Origin of the sequence: Micromonospora sp. DT233, assembly GCF_049841815.1 — a bacterium.
Taxonomy (GTDB): Bacteria; Actinomycetota; Actinomycetes; order Mycobacteriales; family Micromonosporaceae; genus Micromonospora.
Map to the genome: position 1 here is coordinate 1 of NZ_JBNCLB010000004.1, position 16,154 is coordinate 16,154.

At 71.9% G+C, this 16,154-nt stretch carries 20 protein-coding genes and 1 pseudogene; 12 read left to right on the top strand and 9 right to left on the bottom strand.

All coding sequences use genetic code 11. From position 1 onward, the window contains the following. Window positions 1–489 (top strand): annotated as a pseudogene (locus ACLQ2V_RS11160) (IS701 family transposase); the annotation flags it as partial. Between the two features lie 331 nt (window positions 490–820). After that, window positions 821–1,174, top strand: coding sequence for a hypothetical protein (locus ACLQ2V_RS11165; protein WP_425718350.1), 354 nt, complete (start codon window positions 821–823; stop codon window positions 1,172–1,174). A gap of 49 nt (window positions 1,175–1,223) precedes the next feature. On the opposite strand, the gene ACLQ2V_RS11170 is transcribed toward ACLQ2V_RS11165, so the two are convergent. Then, window positions 1,224–1,763 (bottom strand): DinB family protein, encoded by a 540-nt coding sequence (locus ACLQ2V_RS11170; RefSeq protein ID WP_425718351.1) that lies wholly within the window; start codon window positions 1,761–1,763, stop codon window positions 1,224–1,226. A 207-nt stretch (window positions 1,764–1,970) separates the two neighbouring features. On the opposite strand from ACLQ2V_RS11170, the gene ACLQ2V_RS11175 reads away from it, so the two are divergent. The 7 genes from ACLQ2V_RS11175 (at window position 1,971) to ACLQ2V_RS11205 (ending at window position 7,542) form a co-directional block, all read left to right on the top strand. Beyond that, window positions 1,971–2,756, top strand: a complete 786-nt coding sequence (locus tag ACLQ2V_RS11175; RefSeq protein WP_425718352.1) for a maleylpyruvate isomerase family mycothiol-dependent enzyme — start codon at window positions 1,971–1,973, stop codon at window positions 2,754–2,756. A gap of 122 nt (window positions 2,757–2,878) precedes the next feature. Next, on the top strand, window positions 2,879–3,754 hold the full coding sequence (locus ACLQ2V_RS11180; protein WP_425718353.1) for a transglutaminase domain-containing protein: 876 nt from the start codon (window positions 2,879–2,881) through the stop codon (window positions 3,752–3,754). Window positions 3,755–3,865: 111 nt separating this feature from the next. Then, a complete protein-coding gene (locus ACLQ2V_RS11185) occupies window positions 3,866–4,081 on the top strand; it encodes a hypothetical protein (RefSeq protein ID WP_425718354.1) in 216 nt (71 codons plus the stop codon). Between the two features lie 48 nt (window positions 4,082–4,129). Then, a complete protein-coding gene (locus ACLQ2V_RS11190) occupies window positions 4,130–5,011 on the top strand; it encodes an AraC family transcriptional regulator (protein ID WP_425718355.1) in 882 nt (293 codons plus the stop codon). A 51-nt stretch (window positions 5,012–5,062) separates the two neighbouring features. Beyond that, window positions 5,063–6,103, top strand: a complete 1,041-nt coding sequence (locus ACLQ2V_RS11195; RefSeq protein ID WP_425718817.1) for a PQQ-binding-like beta-propeller repeat protein — start codon at window positions 5,063–5,065, stop codon at window positions 6,101–6,103. Between the two features lie 166 nt (window positions 6,104–6,269). Next, the gene (locus ACLQ2V_RS11200; protein WP_425718356.1) at window positions 6,270–6,896 is read left to right on the top strand and encodes a class I SAM-dependent methyltransferase; all 627 of its coding nucleotides are present in this window, start codon (window positions 6,270–6,272) and stop codon (window positions 6,894–6,896) included. A 55-nt stretch (window positions 6,897–6,951) separates the two neighbouring features. Next, window positions 6,952–7,542 carry a DinB family protein gene (locus tag ACLQ2V_RS11205; RefSeq protein WP_425718357.1) on the top strand — a complete coding sequence of 197 codons (591 nt, stop codon included), beginning with the start codon at window positions 6,952–6,954 and terminating at the stop codon, window positions 7,540–7,542. A 35-nt stretch (window positions 7,543–7,577) separates the two neighbouring features. On the opposite strand, the gene ACLQ2V_RS11210 is transcribed toward ACLQ2V_RS11205, so the two are convergent. Then, window positions 7,578–8,012 (bottom strand): VOC family protein, encoded by a 435-nt coding sequence (locus tag ACLQ2V_RS11210; RefSeq protein ID WP_425718358.1) that lies wholly within the window; start codon window positions 8,010–8,012, stop codon window positions 7,578–7,580. Window positions 8,013–8,070: 58 nt separating this feature from the next. Further along, the gene (locus ACLQ2V_RS11215; protein WP_425718359.1) at window positions 8,071–8,607 is read right to left on the bottom strand and encodes an RBBP9/YdeN family alpha/beta hydrolase; all 537 of its coding nucleotides are present in this window, start codon (window positions 8,605–8,607) and stop codon (window positions 8,071–8,073) included. A 74-nt stretch (window positions 8,608–8,681) separates the two neighbouring features. Between ACLQ2V_RS11215 and ACLQ2V_RS11220 the strand changes: the two genes are divergently transcribed. The 3 genes from ACLQ2V_RS11220 to ACLQ2V_RS11230 all read left to right on the top strand — a co-directional run bounded on the left by ACLQ2V_RS11220 (window position 8,682) and on the right by ACLQ2V_RS11230 (window position 10,316). Beyond that, window positions 8,682–9,293 carry a class I SAM-dependent methyltransferase gene (locus tag ACLQ2V_RS11220; protein ID WP_425718360.1) on the top strand — a complete coding sequence of 204 codons (612 nt, stop codon included), beginning with the start codon at window positions 8,682–8,684 and terminating at the stop codon, window positions 9,291–9,293. Then, complete coding sequence (locus ACLQ2V_RS11225) at window positions 9,290–9,793, top strand: hypothetical protein (RefSeq protein ID WP_425718361.1); 504 nt, start codon at window positions 9,290–9,292, stop codon at window positions 9,791–9,793. The genes ACLQ2V_RS11220 and ACLQ2V_RS11225 overlap by 4 nt, the downstream gene beginning before the upstream one ends. A 148-nt stretch (window positions 9,794–9,941) precedes the next feature. Beyond that, window positions 9,942–10,316, top strand: coding sequence for a nuclear transport factor 2 family protein (locus ACLQ2V_RS11230; protein ID WP_425718362.1), 375 nt, complete (start codon window positions 9,942–9,944; stop codon window positions 10,314–10,316). Window positions 10,317–10,352: 36 nt separating this feature from the next. On the opposite strand, the gene ACLQ2V_RS11235 is transcribed toward ACLQ2V_RS11230, so the two are convergent. The 6 genes from ACLQ2V_RS11235 to ACLQ2V_RS11260 all read right to left on the bottom strand — a co-directional run bounded on the left by ACLQ2V_RS11235 (window position 10,353) and on the right by ACLQ2V_RS11260 (window position 15,863). Then, window positions 10,353–11,861 carry a SulP family inorganic anion transporter gene (locus ACLQ2V_RS11235; RefSeq protein ID WP_425718363.1) on the bottom strand — a complete coding sequence of 503 codons (1,509 nt, stop codon included), beginning with the start codon at window positions 11,859–11,861 and terminating at the stop codon, window positions 10,353–10,355. Between the two features lie 133 nt (window positions 11,862–11,994). Next, window positions 11,995–12,474: a hypothetical protein gene (locus ACLQ2V_RS11240; protein ID WP_425718364.1), complete on the bottom strand. Its 480-nt coding sequence runs from the start codon at window positions 12,472–12,474 to the stop codon at window positions 11,995–11,997. Window positions 12,475–12,713: 239 nt separating this feature from the next. Next, window positions 12,714–13,934 (bottom strand): S8 family peptidase, encoded by a 1,221-nt coding sequence (locus tag ACLQ2V_RS11245; protein ID WP_425718365.1) that lies wholly within the window; start codon window positions 13,932–13,934, stop codon window positions 12,714–12,716. A gap of 106 nt (window positions 13,935–14,040) precedes the next feature. Further along, window positions 14,041–14,832: a nucleotidyltransferase domain-containing protein gene (locus ACLQ2V_RS11250; protein WP_425718366.1), complete on the bottom strand. Its 792-nt coding sequence runs from the start codon at window positions 14,830–14,832 to the stop codon at window positions 14,041–14,043. A 162-nt stretch (window positions 14,833–14,994) separates the two neighbouring features. Continuing rightward, window positions 14,995–15,495 (bottom strand): roadblock/LC7 domain-containing protein, encoded by a 501-nt coding sequence (locus ACLQ2V_RS11255; RefSeq protein ID WP_425718367.1) that lies wholly within the window; start codon window positions 15,493–15,495, stop codon window positions 14,995–14,997. Further along, window positions 15,492–15,863, bottom strand: a complete 372-nt coding sequence (locus tag ACLQ2V_RS11260) for a hypothetical protein (protein ID WP_425718368.1) — start codon at window positions 15,861–15,863, stop codon at window positions 15,492–15,494. Before ACLQ2V_RS11260 ends, ACLQ2V_RS11255 begins: the two co-directional genes overlap by 4 nt. Window positions 15,864–16,154: the final 291 nt, after the last annotated feature.

Below are 16,154 nucleotides of genomic sequence, written 5' to 3' on the forward strand. Positions count from 1 at the left end.
GACTGGGCGTTCGTCACCCTGCCCCTGGCCGTTGACGAGCACGACGGTCACCACTGGCTGCTGATCCGACGCAACCGTAGCACCGGTGAGCTGGCGTTCTACCGCTGCTGGTCACCCAACCTCGTCCCACTGCATCACCTGGTCACCGTCGCCGGCCGACGCTGGAGCATCGAGGAATCGTTCCAGGCCACCAAGACCGGCCTCGGCCTGGACCAGCACCAACACCGCCGCTGGCGGGCCTGGCACCGCTGGACCACCCTCGTCATCGCCGCACACGCGTTCCTCGCCGCCGCCACAGCGGCCAGCACCACCACCCCGGACGGCCTGATCCCGATCACCGTCAACGAACTCCGACGACTGTTCCACGCCCTGGTCATCGAACCCACCCGACGCATCGTCGACGTCATCACCTGGTCCATCTTCCGACGCCAGCACCAAGCTGCAGCCAAGATCAGCCACTACGCCCGACAAGCCCTCACAGAACCGTGAAACGGATCTCCTGCTGGAGTACTAAGGACGCCCTGATGCCCTGGAAACTCTCTGAGCGCGGGGTCATCCAACGGTCAAGACCATTGCACGCGTTCTGCGCGGACGGCTGCAAACGGCGACTTAGGGGCCCACGCTGAGTACCCGGACGGATGCGCGACGACGCGATCGGGGATGTTCTGACATCATGTCGCGACACGTCATCGATAGTCGGCGGGTGCTCGATCCGGCTAGCTGGAGGTGGACAGGCGTTCGCATGCTGCTGGCCTGCCTCGTCGTGTTGCCTTCCGCTGGATGCGCTCCCTCGGGCCACGACAGGGCTCGGGATCGGGTCTTGGAGAGGGCTGAACAGGTCGCCCACGAAACCGAGTCATGGGCGACCGACTCACTCAGCCTGAAGGGCTGGAAGAGCAACCAATCCGTACTCGACCGGCTTGTCGCCGAAACCGGAGGCGATCGGCTCACCTCGTCGGTCCACGTTCCTGACGAGCGTGGGGTGGGTCTGCTGGCCACGGTGGAGGTAATGATGGTAGGCCTCGCGTCTGAGGGCTGGCTGGCCGGCGACGAGGCGTACTACGAAATCTGCGTGCGCTTCGACGTTCGTCGGGAGACCAGTGGCCCCCGCGAGATTGCCCCCGTGCCCGTCGACTGCCCACACGGAGTTCTGGACACCCGGGCACCGCAGTGACATCGCGGCAATCGGTCCCATGATGGCGAGCTTCGCGCCCGTTGGTGGGTCACTGGCCGGTTCGCCCGTCGATGCACTCGCGCAGGAGGTCGGCGTGGCCGGCGTGCCGCGCATACTCCTCGATCACGTGGAGAAGCACGTCGCGCGTGGCGTGGCTGGCACCGTCGACCGGCACCTCGCGGCCCAGGTCAGCCTCATCGAGGGCGTCGAGCCATTCGTCCGCCTTGGAGATCGTGGCCTTCCAGGTGGCAAAGGCGTCCTTCACCATCGCTGGGTCGGGAACCGCGCCCCCGAAGTCCCAACCCGGGTCGTCTTCGTGCTCGTAAAGGCGCGGTGCGTCGGCCCGTCCTTGCAGTACGCGCTGGAACCAGTGGTTCTCCATCTCAGCCAGATGACGGACCAGGCCGAGCAAGCTCAGGGTGCTGGGCGGTACCGAGCGTCGGCCGAGCTGCTCGGCGTCCAGTCCGTCGCACTTCATCTCTATGGTCAGCCGGTAGTTGTCGAGGTACTCCCGGTAGGTCGCCTTTTCGCCGACGGGCTCACCGAAGGTCCTGGGGTCGTCCTCGGGGGCGGTCCACGATTTGCTCACGGCGCCACCCAAGCGCGGGCGGAGCACACGAGTCAACTGAGTTGCGGTGCCCCAACTTCGACGGCCGCCAGGAGAAATTCGATCGCCGCTCGCTCATCGGCTGGAAGCGAACGCCGCACCGAGTCCACCGTGCTATCCCGTCGCCGCCGGCGCGATCGGTTGCGAAATTCGCTGCCCGGTCGTCGGAGCACAGTGGTAGAAAGCGGGGTGCATGAAGCCCTCACGTTCTCCGATCATCTGCGGCTGATCAACGAACGGTCGACCGCCTTCCGCGCCGCGGTCGCCGCAGCGCCCCGCCTCGATATGCGGGTGCCGACCCATCCCGAGTGGACGCTGTTCGATCTCGTTCAACACGTGGGCCTGGCCCGCCGCAAGTCAGCCGCCATCGTCGCCGCAGGGCCGGCAGACGCGCCCCCGGAGAAGTCGGCTTGGGACGGCGGCACGGGTGCGCCTCGGGAACGCGAGGCGCTGCTGGCATGGTGGACCGAGTCCGTCGAGCAACTGACGAGTGCGCTGCGTGAGGCCGGCCCGGAGCGCAGTTGTTGGACGTGGTGGGATGACTCGCCGTCACCGCAAACCTCTGGTGCCTGGGCGCGGCGACAGGTCCCCGAGATCGCGGTGTACGCCTACGACGCCCAGCTCACCCTGGGTGCCCCGCAGCCGCTGCCAGAGGAGGTCGCCCTCGACGGGTTCGACGACTGCCAGTTCACCGTCTGCGCAACCACGGTCGCCTGGCCGCACGACCCCGCCATCGTCGACTACCACGCCACCGAGGGCCGCTCCTGGCGCCTTCGGCTTTCCCACGGCGGGGCACAGGTCGCCCGCTGCACGCCCGCTGCCGGCGAGGATCCCGAAACGGCCGACGCCTCCGCCCGGGGCACGGCAAGCGACCTGGTCCTGTTCTTCTACGGCCGCATACCGTTGGAGTCGCTGCAGTTCGAAGGCGACCGTCGTATCTTCGATCAGCTCGCCGCCTGGGACCCGTCCGTGTGACGACCGAGGACATGCGATCTTCGCACCTGCGACGCCTGTCGGCCTGGGGTCACAGCCGAGCGGCCAGCACGCCCGCAGCACGCTCTTGGCGAAGACATGCCGACAGGAGGAAGACTCACCGCGTGGACGTCGACGAATATCGGGCGCACTCGCCCTACAGCGACCCGCGCCGGCACGCCGGGCTCCTCGACGCCGTGCCCGCCGACATCGCCACCGTCGCGGCCACCGCCCGCAACGTGATCGTCCACTATCGCGCCGGCGGCGTGGAGCTGCCCGCGGACCGGTTGGACGAGGTGAACTGCCGCTGGGTGGACCGCATCCTCGACGCCGACCAGTCCCGATTTTCGCTGCCGCTCACCGCCGCGCGTCCGGTCGCCGACCGGGTCGCGGGCTGCTGCCGGGACCACACGCTGCTCTCCGTCGCGGTGCTGCGTCAGCACGGCATCCCCGCCCGCAGCCGGGTCGGCTTCGCCTCCTACTTCGTGCCCGGCTGGCACCACGATCACGTGCTGGTGGAGTACTGGAACGGCGAGCGCTGGGTCTGGGCCGATCCGGAGCTCGACCCGGCCGACGAGCGGCGGTTCGACGGCTACGACATCGACCCGAGGGTGGGGCTCTTCGACTCGGCGGCGCGGGTGTGGTCGGCGTACCGGGCCGGGACGATCGACCCCGACGTCTACGGCGTGGACCCAGGGCTGCCGATCCGGGGTCCGTGGTTCATCTACGACTACGTCCTGCACGAGCTGGCCCATCGACAGAAGGACGAGCTGCTGCTCTGGGACGACTTCGGCGCGATGACCGGCGACATCGCGGACGCCGATCTCGCGCTCGCCGACGAGGTCGCCGCACTGCTGCTCGCCGCCGACGACGGCGACGAGGCCGCGGAGAAGGTGCTCGCCGACCGGTACGCGGCCGACGCCCGACTGCGCCCCGGCCCCGCGATCCGCAGTGACTCGCCCACCACAGGCATCATCACCACGGTCGACCTGCGCCGTTGAGGCACCGCCGCGTTGCGTCTGCCAGCCGGAGGCTCCGACCGCACGACGGGCAACTCACTGGCTTCGGTAGCGGCCTCGTGGTCCCATACCGGGATGGGGTGGGATGAGTGCGTGCCCGAGCTGCTGGCGCACCTGGGGGAGATGGGTCTGGTCGGGCTCGTCAAGATCGACGGTGAGCGTGAGCACAAGCCCTGGACGGTGGTGATCACGGGCCAGCGGCTCGGCGAGTCGTTCATCAGGTTCGACGGCAACAGCCTCGACTACTGCCTGCGGCATGCGGTCGCCGCGCTTCGTGAGCGCTTTCCGGATGAACTGGCCCTGGGCTGATTCGTGCTCCGTGCCCTCGGCCAGGCTCGACGTCGAAGGGAGGCCCCCGTGATCGCGGCCCTCAACCGGCTTGTCGACCTGGTCGAGAAGCACCTCACCGCAGAGGTCGACGTCGACGGACTGGCCACCGCGCTCGGCACGACCGAGTACCACCTGCGCCGGATGTTCTCGTCGTTGGCCGGCATCCCGCTGTCGGAGTACGTGCGCCGACGCCGGATGACCGTCGCCGCGGCCGACATCGTCCGGGGGGAGGCCGATCTGCTGAGCATCGCCGTCCGGCACGGCTACGGCTCGACCGAGGCGTTCGGGCGGGCGTTCCGGGCGGTGCACGGTGCCAACCCCGGTGACGTACGCCGCAACGGCGGCCCCCTTCGCACGCAACCGCAGCTCAGGTTCCGCCTGACCGTGGAAGGGAGCATCCCCATGGAGACTCGCATCGCCGACCGCCCCGCGTTCCGGCTCGCCGGCCACGCGGCCCGGGTTCCGCTCATCCACCGGGGCGTCAACCCGCACATCCGGCAGCACATGGCCGCGCTGCCGGCGCAGGAGCACGGCCGGCTGAAGGCCCTCAGCGACACCGACCCGGCCGGGCTGCTGCAAGTCTGCGCCGACGTCGACCCCGACGGCACGGAGGGCAGCGAACTGACCTACCTGCACGGGGTCGCCCTGTCCGGGGAGACGCCGATCCCCGACGACCTCGACGCCATCGAGGTGCCGGCCGGCAGGTGGGCGATCTTCCGTACCGCCGGACCCCATCCGCAGGCCCTGCAGGACACCTGGGCCGCGACCGCGACCGAGTGGTTCCCCGCCAACCCGTGGCGGCTGCGGCCGGGCCCCTCGCTGGTGGCGATCCTCGACCGCGCGGACGACTTCAGCACCGCGACCTGCGAGCTGTGGCTGCCCGTCGAACCGACCCCGGTCACCGGGTAGCAAATCGGTGCACGTCGCCCTCGTGCCGATACCTGCGATCATGGCGGCGTGATGGACGGGTCAGTCAGCGTGTTGTGGTCGCGGTCCTTGCATATGAGATCGGCTTCGCAGGCGCTGGCAGCGGCGGCCAACCACCTCGTCGTGGCGGAGCGGCGCTCCCGCCTGGTCTGTCTGGACCCACGCAGCGGGGTGCAGCGGTGGGAACAACGTGTCGAGGATTGCTGGGGAACGGCCGTCGTCGCAGGTGAGCGCTGCCTCTACCTGAGCCAGGCGGGAGTCCTGCACTGCTTCGCCCTGGACGACGGCCAACGGTTGTGGTCGACCCCGGGCCTGAGCCTGCGGCATTTCGTCAGCGTCATCGGCTCCGTCGTTCTCCTGGGTGGGTGGCGCGGTTACCGCCCCTTGACGCGGGTAGCCCTTGCCGATGGCAGGCCCCTGCCGTCGGACGGCGCTGACTGTGCCCGAGCCGCTGCACTTGCCTGGCCGCAGCCGGTTCGTTGGAGGCCCGAAGGTGACTCTGCCGCCGATGCGGTGCTCATCGCGGGTGCCGATGTGCCGAAACTACTGGTGATGGCCGCCTCCGGGGCCGTTCTGCGGGAGTGGTCGCTGCCAGCGCCAGTGGTCGCCTCCGACGGCAGCAGCTTTGGAGTCGGCAGCGATGGCCGTGTCACCTTCCTCAGCGGTCGACGCACGGTTATGGTTTTCGATCCCGTGAGTGGTGTGCACGTGCTGTGGCACCACGAGCGTGATCTTCACCCGGTGACGCCGATCCTTGATGGTGAGACGCTGTGGCTCGTCGACGACACCGGCACCGCCGCCATCGACCTGAGTCCAGGTGTCGTCACCGAGGTGCGGTCCCTACGGCGCCGCACCGTTCGCGCCGCGGCCCCGGTGCCCGGCGGCGGGCTGTTCGCGATGATGGACAGGGCGCTGGTCACCGTCGACCGCGCCGGCACCGTCGGTGCCCGCCTGCGGCTGCCGATGCCGATCGAACGACTGGTCCCCGGAGTCGACGGTCTGGTGCACGGTATCGGCAAAGGCCACCTCGTCACGCTCGACATCCCGACTACGGCAGCTGTCCCGCCCCTGTGACGGGCTTCCGTTCGTGCCGCGACCGGTGGACGGCGTCGCCGGAGGGCTCCCCGTCGCGCAGGGTGGCGAGTGGCGCGAATCCGTCGCGCACTGAGCGACAATGTCCACCTGGTGGATGCTCCACGCTTCCTGGTCACCCGGCAATCCGACTCGTAGCGTTCTCGGGATGGGCAGCGACGACGAGCGGGATCTGGTCCGACGCGGGTACGACGCGCTTTCCTACCACTACCGCCCCGACGACGCCGACGACGGCCAGTACGCTCCCTGGCTCGCCGACCTGCACCAACGCCTACCTGCCGCCGCAGCGCTCCTCGACCTCGGATGCGGTTGTGGCGTGCCGGTCGCCCGCTTCCTCGCCGCCGCTGGACACCACGTCACCGGGGTCGACGTCAGCGACGTGCAGATCGAGCGGGCCCGCCGCCTGGTGCCCACCGGCACCTTCCTCCGGGCCGACGCCACCCGGCTCGATCTGCCGCCGGCCTCGTTCGACGCGGTGATCTGCCTCTACGCCCTGATCCACCTGCCGCTGGTCGACCAACCGCGGCTCATCGAAAGCATCGCCGGTTGGCTACGCCCCGGCGGCTGGCTGCTGACCACCGTCGGCCACCGGGCGTGGACCGGCACCGAGGAGAACTGGCTCGCCGGTCCCGCCGCCATGTGGTGGAGCCAAGCCGACGCCGCCACCTACCGCTCCTGGTTGCAACAGCCGGGACTCACCATCACCGCCGAGGATTTCGTACCGGAGGGCAGCAGCGGCCACACCCTCTTCTGGGCACAGCGCCCACCGCGTTGATCCTGTACGCGACATCGCCCCCTGCCGGCCCGGCGGATGCGGAAGACTGCCGGGCATGACCGACCCGGGCGATACGAAGGCCGCGCTGCTCTACTACCTCCAGGCGACTCGCAAAGGCCTGCTCTGGAAGCTCGACGGGCTCAGCGAACGCGAAGCCAGACTGCCCCGCACCGCGACCGGCAACAATCTTCTGGGCCTCGTCAAGCACTGCCTCAACGTCGAGGCCGGCTACTTCGGCCCCACCTTCGGGCGCGAGTTCCCGACGCCCGAGGAACTCGTCCCCTTTCAGGCGACCGAGGAGGACCCGCAGGCGGATTTCTACGCCCGCGAGGACGAGACGAAGGACGGGCTGGTCGAGCTGTACCGCCGGGTCGGGATCTTCGCGGACCAGACGATCGAACAGTTGCCGCTCGACGCGCCGGGGCGGGTGCCGTGGTGGCGGCCGGGTGCGCAGGACGTGACGCTGCACCAGATCATCGTCCACGTGATCAGCGACCTGGCCCGGCACGCCGGTCACGCCGACATCATGCGCGAGCAGCACGACGCGGCGGTCGGCCTGCGGCGGGAGGGCACCGGCATCCCCGCCGACTACGACTGGCCCGCGTACGTCGCCAAGCTGACGAAGCTCGCCGACCGCTTCGCATAGCCGAACCGCCCCGACAGCGTGCTCGGTCACGCGGGTCAGTCCAGGCAGAACTCGTTGCCCTCGACGTCCTGCATCACCATGCACGACTCGTTGACCTCGTCGGCGGGCAGCAGCCGTACGCGGGTCCCGCCGAGCGCGACCAGCCGAGCGGATTCGGCCTCGAGCACGGCCAGGCGCTCTGCGCCCACGAGCCCGGCACCGGCCCGCACGTCGAGGTGCAGCCGGTTCTTGACGACCTTGCCCTCGGGCACGCGCTGGAAGAACAGTCGCGGGCCCGCACCCGAGGGGTCGACGCACGCGAACGCGGAGCCCTGCTGCTCGGGCGGCAGCACGCGATTGAAGTCGTCCCAGGTGCCGAAGCCCTCCGGTGGCGGCGGTACGACGTACCCCAGCACCTCGCACCAGAAGCGAGCGACGCGCTCGGGCTCGGCGCAGTCGAAGGTGACCTGGATCTGCTTGACCGATGCCATCGGTCCACCATAGAGGCGCACTTCCCCCGTCGAGGCCCCCGGCGGGCCCGGCGTGGCGTCAGGCAATGAGCCGGTCCAGCAGTTCGAACCGCTCGTACGGCTGGTCGTGGTCGCCGAAGTGCCCGTCGTCGCGCACGATCTGGGTGCCGCCGAGCCGTTCGAACATGGCGCGTCCCTGCCGGTCGTCGCAGCCGTACGGGTCCTCGCGGGAGTTGATGAAGTAGACGTCCCGTACGTGCGAGCGGATCGCCGCCCAGTCGTAGGACTGCCGCAGGACCGGCTCCTCCTCGGTGTTGGGCGGGGTGCAGTACCCGGCGACCAGGATCGCCTGGGTCACGGTGACGTCCACCCGCTCCAGGATCGCCAGCAGCAGGGCCGCGCCGCCGGAGTGGCCCACCAGGACCGTGTCCTCGTCGAAGCGGTGCCCGTCGAGCACCTTCGGCAGGAAGGTGCCGATCGGCTCGACGTTGATGCCGGGATGGTGCGGCACCTCGACGGCGTAACCCCGGCCCGCGAGCCGCCCCGCCAACCAGGGATACCAGCAGACGTCGGGGTTGCCGCCCGTGCCGTGGAAGATGATCGCGTTGCGTCCCACCGTGCCCCCTCGGATCCAGGCCATGATCGAACCACGGGCGCGCCGCTCGCACCCGGGCGGCTACGATCTCGCGGATGCACACCGAGCGGGTCCGGCGGGCCTACGCATCCGTCGCTGAGCTCTACATCAGCCGGCTCGGCACCTGTGAGCAGGTGCACGCCGACGACCTCGCCTTCATCGGGCGGCACCTGGTCGGCCGCCCCGGCCCGGTGCTGGACGCCGGCTGCGGGCCGGGCCACCTCACCGAATACCTGCGCTCGTCGGGCGTCGACGCGACGGGAATCGACCTGGTCCCCGAGTTCATCGCCCACGCGCGGGCGGCCCACCCGGGCGGCAGCTACCGGCTCGGGTCGCTGGCGGCCCTCGACGTCGCCGACCACCGCCTCGCCGGCGTCCTGGCCTGGTACTCGCTGATCCACCTGCCGCCGCAGGACCTCGACGGCGTGCTCGCCGAGCTGCGGCGCGCGATGGCCCCGGGCGCGGTGCTGGTGACCGGCTTCTTCGACGGCGGCGACGAGATCGCCGCCTTCGACCACAAGGTGACGACCGCCTACCGCTGGCCCGTCGACGAGTTCTCCGCCCGGCTGACGCGAGCCGGCTTCACGGAGGTCGAGCGCGAGCAGCGCCCCGGCGAGGCCACCCAACGCCCGCACGCGGCCATCGCGGCGATCGCCACCGCAGGGTGACCCCTCGAGCGCGGCGTGCCGCCACGAAACCCCAGCAGGCCCGGGCAGGCGAGCAGACCACGAAACCCCAGCAGACCGCAGTACGCCGGCCGCTGCGCCGCCCGGCCAGCATCGTCGCGACCGTGCTGCTGCTGGCGTGCTGGTGGGCGTACCTGCTCGCCGTGGACGTCACCCTGCTCGCCGGCGTCGGCGGCGTCGGGAACTGGATCGCCCTGGCCGGTTGCACGGTGGCGGTCGTAGCCGTGCTCCGCGGGCTCTGGCACGGCGGCCCGCTCGCCTGGCGGGTGGTGCGCGCCCTCGCCGCTCCGGTCGCCCTCGCGGTCCTGGCCGGGATCGGCGGCATGCTGCTCTACGGGCCGAGCCCGGCGTCGCTGATCAGCGCCCCGGTCGCCCCGGCCGGCATCGCCGCCGTCGTGGGCGGCCTGCTGGCGGTGCTGGCCCTGCTGGGCGGCGGGCTGTTGGTCCGTACCGCGTCGGCCCGGACGTGGTGCGGGCGCTGATCCCGCCGCGCCTTCCTGCGGAGCGGCGGGAGGAGCGGGTGGCGGTTCGGTGAATCAGCGGGCCGAGGGGCGGGCGGCTCGCATAGGGTCGACGCCGACACGACCGTGGCGGGCAGCGCGCGGCGCACGAGTTCCCAGGAGAGTCACCATGCCGGACAGCGAACGCGAGGCGGAGCTGCTCGACGCGGAACGTCGGCTGCAGCAGGCGCAGCGCTCCGGTGACGTGGCGGTCTTCGACGAGCTGCTCCACGAGGAACTGATCGCGGTCGGCCCGGACGGGACCACGTTCACCAAGCAGGACGACCTGCGCGCCCACCGCGACCGCACGTCGGTGATCGACGAGCTGGTGGAGCAGGAGCTGCGCCTGGTCGTCGAGGGCACGACCGGGGTGACGCTCTTCGTCGGCCGGGTGTCGGGGGTCTTCGCCGGCCGACCCGTCACGACGCGGCTGCGCTACACCCGGACCTGGGTCTACGGCGAGCACGGCTGGCAGATCCTCGCCGCCCACATCAGCCCCGCCTGAGCGCCGGCCGGTGGCGGGGTGGCGGGCGGCGGCGGGTCAGTCGGCCGCGTCGACCGTCCGGGGGCGGTCGTCCCGCGCCGGGCGGGGGGCCACCACGTGCACGCAGACCCCGGCGGTGCCGTTGTGCGTCTCGATCCAGGAGTCCAGCGCCGCCCGGCAGGCCAGGTCCACGTGCCGCAGGCCGCGCAGGTCCAGCCGTACGGTCCGGTCGGCCGGCAGGTCGTTGAGGCTGGCGATGAGGGTGGGCAGCCGGAGGAAGGTGGCGTTGCCGGCGAGCCCGACGTCGATGGGCCCGGCCCCGGCGTCACGGACGGTGACCCGCACGTGGGACGTCTCCCAGGCGGTCTTCACGATGGCCAGGCCGAGGCCGACGAGCACCCCGGTGAACATGTCGGTGGTGAGGATGGCGGCGGCGGTGATCGCCAGCACCGCCAGCTCGCCCCGGTGCCCCCGCCACAGCTGCGGCACCGCCGGCACCGGCAGCAGCTTCGCCCCGGCGTAGCTGAGCACGGCGGCCAGCGCGGGCAGCGGAATCAGCCCGAGCAGGCCCGGTGCGGCGGCGGCGAAGATCAGCAGCCACACCCCGTGCAGCACCCGGGACGCCTTGCTCCGCGCCCCGGCCCGGACGTTGGCGGAGCTGCGCACGATGACCGCCGTCATCGGCAGCGCGCCGAGCAGGCCGCAGAGGGTGTTGCCGGTGCCCTGGGCGACGAGTTCCCGGTCGAAGTCGGTGCGCGGGCCCTGGTGCAGCCGGTCGACGGCCGCCGCGCTGAACAGGCTCTCCGCCGAGGCGACCAGGGTGAACGTCGCGATGGTGGCCAGCACGCCGACGTCGGCGAGGACCCCCCAGTGCCCGAGCGTGGGCCGCACGGCCGCGAGCAGCCCGTCGATGCTGAGGGTCCGCACGGGCAGCCCGAACGCGGCGGTCACCCCGGCCGCCGCCAGCACGGCGACCAGCGCGCCGGGGACCGCCCCGAGCCGGCCGGGCAGGGCGTCCCAGAGCAGCATCACCACGATGGTGCCCACGCCGACGGCGAGCGAGACCCGCGCCGTGCCGGAGGTGACGAGGCTGCCCGCCAGCGCGGGCAGGCCGGTGAACTTCCCCGGCCCGGAGTGCGGCGTGCTGCCGCCGGCCAGCACGTAGAGCTGCCCGACGATGAGCAGCAGGCCGATGCCGGCGAGCATGCCCTGGATGACGGCCATGGAGATGGCCCGGAACCAGCGGCCCAGCCGCAGCAGCCCCAGCCCGATCTGGAGCAGCCCGGCGACCAGGACGACGGTGCCGAGGCCGGTCAGGCCGTAGCGGTCCACCGCCTCGGCGACCAGCACGGTCAGGCCGGCCGCCGGGCCGCTGACCTGGAGGCTGCTGCCGGGCATCAGCCCCACGACCAGGCCGCCGACCACGCCGGTGACCAGGCCCAGTTCGGCGGGTACGCCGGAGGCGACGGCGATGCCGACGCAGAGCGGCAGTGCGACGAGGAAGACGACGAGGGAGGCGGGCAGGTCGGCGCGCAGGGTGCGCCAGGGCAGGGCGACAGCAGGCATGGTCCACTCCGGGAGGCGGCGGGGCGAGCAACAGGTGGCGCGCGCCGGGAGGTGCCGCCGGCTTCCGATCGGCGGTACGGCGGCGGCGCGGCGCGCGGGATCGGCGGGCGACCGCGTGGTCGACGCGCGTCGCTCAGCAGCGCAGGATGCTCGACCGGAGTGGATCGGGGGACGCCGGGGCGGTGAGCGGACGCCCGTCTGCGGCGTTCTCCCGGCGCAGCGGCGCGTCGGGCGGCGCGGCCGCCTCCTGGGCCACCGGGTTACGGCGGTCGGTCGTCGGGTTGCTCCGCCCGCAGCGGGTGACCGACGCGTACGCCTTCCCGGCTAAACCCGCCACCACGGAGCGCTGCGGTGGCTGGCCGGTCGACGGGGCGAGGGCGTCGACGCGCCGGTGCGCCTCGAGTCGTACCGGATGAGTCCGTGCGGGACGGGACTCGACGCCGGCGGGCGGGGCGACGGCCGTCCGCGCGGCGGGTGCCGGCGGGTCGGCGCGCGTCGACGTGGCGGCCGGGCCGGGCAGCGCCGTGGCCAGCGGGGGGCGGCAGGTGAGGCCGAGATGCAGCAGGAGCACGCAGGCCAGCAGCGGGACGACGGCGACGATTCTGCGCTGCACCGCTCACCCCCAGGCCGTGACGCGAGCCCGCGGGCATTCGCCCACGTCACCGGGATCAACCCGCCGCCGGGCACGTCGGTTACGCGTCTGGGCAGCTCAAGCGGGGTGCGAGAGGCGAATGCCGGGCCCGCCCCCGGTTGCGGCCGGCATCCGACGACGACCCGCAGCCGGTACGCCCCCCGCACGCGGTACGGCCCCGGAGCGAGGGGGCGCTCCGGGGCCGTACCGGGGGGTGAGGTTCAGCTGCTGGGGGCGAGGTAGAGCAGGCGGTTCGGGGAGCCGCTGCCCGGGCTGGTCACCGTGCCGGTGCTGGCGGTGGAGATCAGGTGCGAGGCGACCTGGGCCGGGGTCCAGGCGTTGTTCTGCAGCACGCGGGCGGCGGCGCCGGCCACGTGCGGGGCGGCCATCGAGGTGCCGCTGATGGTGTTGGTGGCGGTGTTGCTGGTGTACCAGGCCGAGAGGACGCTGGTGCCCGGCGCGAAGATGTCCACGCAGGTGCCGTAGTTCGAGTACGACGCGCGGGCGCCGTTGCTCTGGGTCGCGCCGACGGTGATGGCGCTGGCGACGGCGGCCGGCGAGTAGTTGCAGGCGTTGGCGTTGGAGTTGCCGGCGGCCACCGCGTAGGTGACGCCGTCGGCGACGGAGTTGGCCACGGCGGTGTTCAGGGAGGTGTTCAGGCCGCCACCGAGGCTCATGTTCGCCACGGCCTTCACGCCGGCCTGGTGGTTGGAGGTCACCCAGTTGACCCCGGCGATGACGCCGGCGTTGGTGCCGCTGCCGTTGCAGTCGAGCACCCGAACGGCCACCAGCCGGACGCCCTTGGCGACCCCGTACGTCGAGCCGCCGACGGTGCCGGCGACGTGGGTGCCGTGGCCGTTGCAGTCGGCGGCGGGCAGGGCGTTGTCGACCGCGTCGTACCCGTCGACGGCCCGGCCGCCGAACTGGTTGTGCGAGGTCCGGATGCCGGTGTCGATGATGTACGCGGTGACGCCGGAGCCGGTGCTGGTGTAGCTGTAGGCCTGGTTGAGCGGCAGGGCCTTCTGGTCGATGCGGTCCAGGCCCCACGGCGGGTTGCTCTGGGTGGCGTTGATGCTGACCTCGTGGTTCTGCTCGACCCAGGCGACCGAGGGGTCGGCGGCGAGCCGCTTCGCGGCGTCCTCGGAGAGCCGCGCCTCGAAGCCGTTGAGCGCCGCGCCGTACACCTGGGCGACGTTGCCGCCGTAGCGGGCGGCGAGCTTGTCGGCGGAGCTGGTGACGGCGGCGGAGCGGGTGCCGGCCTTCCCGCCGACGGCGGTGTCCTTCAGGACGACGATGTAGCTGGAGGGGACGGCGGTGGCGCCGCCGGCGGCGCGGATCTCACCGGTTGCCGGCGCTGCGGACACCGGGCCGCCGATCATCGTCGTGGCCAGCGCCGAGGCGCTGAGAACGCCGAGCATGGCGACCTTGCGGGAAAGCGTCATCTGTCGGTCTCCTCTGTCGTCCACCGCGTCCGAGCTGGTTGAACGCGGTACGAGATCGTGATGACAGGCTATCCATAGATCCACGCTGAGCTATATATCAGTAGGGTCATAACATCGAGCGGAGCTGATCGATGACTCCCCGCTGGAACGCGCGGGCCGCCGCCCCGCCCGGTGCCGGCCCGCCCGGTGCCGGCCCGCCCAGCCGGGCGGCGATCGACACCTCGATCAGCGCCGCGTCCGGGTGCCCCCGCTCGATCAGCCGCCGCCCGGCGGCGACCTTCGGCAGCCACTCGCCGTCACGGCAGCGCACCAGCGAGCGGCAGGCGCCGAGCACGGCGTCCTCGACGCCGTCGGCCGGCGCGTCGCCGGGCGGCGTCGGCAACGCGAGCCACCAGGTCAGCGCGTCGACCAACAGGCGGCGCAGGTCGGCCGGGGCCAGGTCGGCGAATGCCTGCGCCGCCGGGGGACCGGCCAGGGTCAGCCCGCCGCAGTGCAGGATGCTGCGGTCCAGCCCGTACCAGAAGCGGCCGTCCACGGCCGGTCGTTCGTCGCCGGACCAGGTCACCCGCAAGGGCATCCGGGCACCGGTGTTCAGCTCCAGCTCGAAGCCCGGCTCCGGGGTGCCGCTGCGGGCCACCTCCCGCCGGTAGACGACCAGCTCCAGCCCGCGCGCGGGGCAGGGCAGGGCCTCGTGCCGCAGCCGGGCCACCAGCTCCCGCTTGCGCCCGTCGGTGAGGGCGTCCGCGCAGGCCAGCGCCACGTCGACGTCGCTGCGCCCCACCTGGTACGCGCCGAGGGCGACCGAGCCGGCCGCGTACGCCCCCACCAGGTCGCCGCCGAGCACCTCGCCGGCCGTCGCGACCAGCTCCGCCAGGTACCGCCGCAGGTCCGTCTCCACGCCGCATTGTGCCGCGCCGACCCGGGGCGAACTGCCCCCGGGTCGACGCGGCACTCCGGGCCTGCGCCCGAAGGCGGTGCCCCGGTGCGGCACCCGGCTTGGTGCTCCGGGTCCGGGTCCGGCTTGGCGCTCCGGGCGAGGGTCCGGCTTGGCGCCCCGGGGTCAGTGCTCGGCGACGGGTGTCACGCCCTTCAGCAGCGCGGCGAGCCGCTCCGCCGCCGGTGGGGCGTGCAGGTGCAGCCGGGCCACGTTGATGCTGTCCTCGCCGACCACGGCGAGCAGGGCCTGGGCGCTGACCGCGTAGACGCTGAGGTAGCCGCCCGCGTTGCGGACCGTGGACTGCTGGAAGTCGCCCTGCCCCAGCCGCATCCCGACCTGGCGGCCCAGGCCGAAGGTGGTGGCCGCGAGCGCCGCCAGGTCGTGCGGGTCCACCTCGGTCTGCAGGTTGTGGGTGATCATCAGGCCGTCGACGCCGCCGAGGACGCACCCGTGCACCCCGGGGATCTGCACGCGCAGCTCGGCCATCTCCCGGCCGATCGCCGGGTACGGCAGCGACGGGTTCCCCGCCAGCGAGGCCGGCAGCGACCGGAATGGCGTCAGCTGGTCCGGGCGTCGGGCGACGCGGCGGGGGAGGCCGGTTTGGTTGTCGTCGGGGCCGCTCACAGCTCCAGGCTCTCCTCGATGGTGCGCAACCGGTGGCGAGCCATCGCCAGGTTGGCCCGGCTCTTGCTCACCATCAGGTAGAGGAACAGCCCCTTGCCGGTGCGGCTGCTCACCGGCCGGATCAGGTGGTACTGGGTGCCGAGCGTGATGAGGATGTCCTCGATCTCGTCGTTGAGGTTGAGCATCTCGATCGTGCGCATCTTGGCGCGGACCACGTCGGTGTTGCCGGCGGCGGCGACGGTCAGGTCGATCTCGCCTGTGCCGCCGGCCACGCCGAGTGTCATGCCGCTGTTGTAGTCCACGAGCGCCACGCCGATCGCGCCGTCGATGCTCATCGCGTTCTTCAGTGCTATGTCAAGATTCGCCACAGTTGTTTCCTTGATTAGGACGGGTCGGTGTCGGTGGATCGCCGCGCGGCGGATCATCCTGTGGGTGGGCCGGTGGCGCGGTGCCGGGAAAGGCCTGACGAGGCTCGCATACGGGAAGAGACCAGGTGGTGGCGGGTGGTCGCCTCGGCCCACCCGCCCCCGTGCCTGCTTCGGTGGGCACCGTCGGGGGATTTCGCCGTTCCGGCCCGCGGCGCGAAAAGCGCGTCTACTGTGGAAGACATCGGCGGATATATGCGTCTTCCGGTGGCGGCCGGGTGGTTCGCGGTGCAC

Bases quoted from the DNA above. Each gene is read 5' to 3' on its own strand.
- ACLQ2V_RS11245 (WP_425718365.1), bottom strand. From the start codon at position 13,934: ATGACGCTTTCCCGCAAGGTCGCCATGCTCGGCGTTCTCAGCGCCTCG.
- ACLQ2V_RS11235 (WP_425718363.1), bottom strand. From the start codon at position 11,861: ATGCCTGCTGTCGCCCTGCCCTGGCGCACCCTGCGCGCCGACCTGCCC.
- ACLQ2V_RS11200 (WP_425718356.1), top strand. From the start codon at position 6,270: ATGGGCAGCGACGACGAGCGGGATCTGGTCCGACGCGGGTACGACGCG.
- ACLQ2V_RS11195 (WP_425718817.1), top strand. From the start codon at position 5,063: ATGGACGGGTCAGTCAGCGTGTTGTGGTCGCGGTCCTTGCATATGAGA.
- ACLQ2V_RS11220 (WP_425718360.1), top strand. From the start codon at position 8,682: ATGCACACCGAGCGGGTCCGGCGGGCCTACGCATCCGTCGCTGAGCTC.
- ACLQ2V_RS11230 (WP_425718362.1), top strand. From the start codon at position 9,942: ATGCCGGACAGCGAACGCGAGGCGGAGCTGCTCGACGCGGAACGTCGG.
- ACLQ2V_RS11205 (WP_425718357.1), top strand. From the start codon at position 6,952: ATGACCGACCCGGGCGATACGAAGGCCGCGCTGCTCTACTACCTCCAG.
- ACLQ2V_RS11210 (WP_425718358.1), bottom strand. From the start codon at position 8,012: ATGGCATCGGTCAAGCAGATCCAGGTCACCTTCGACTGCGCCGAGCCC.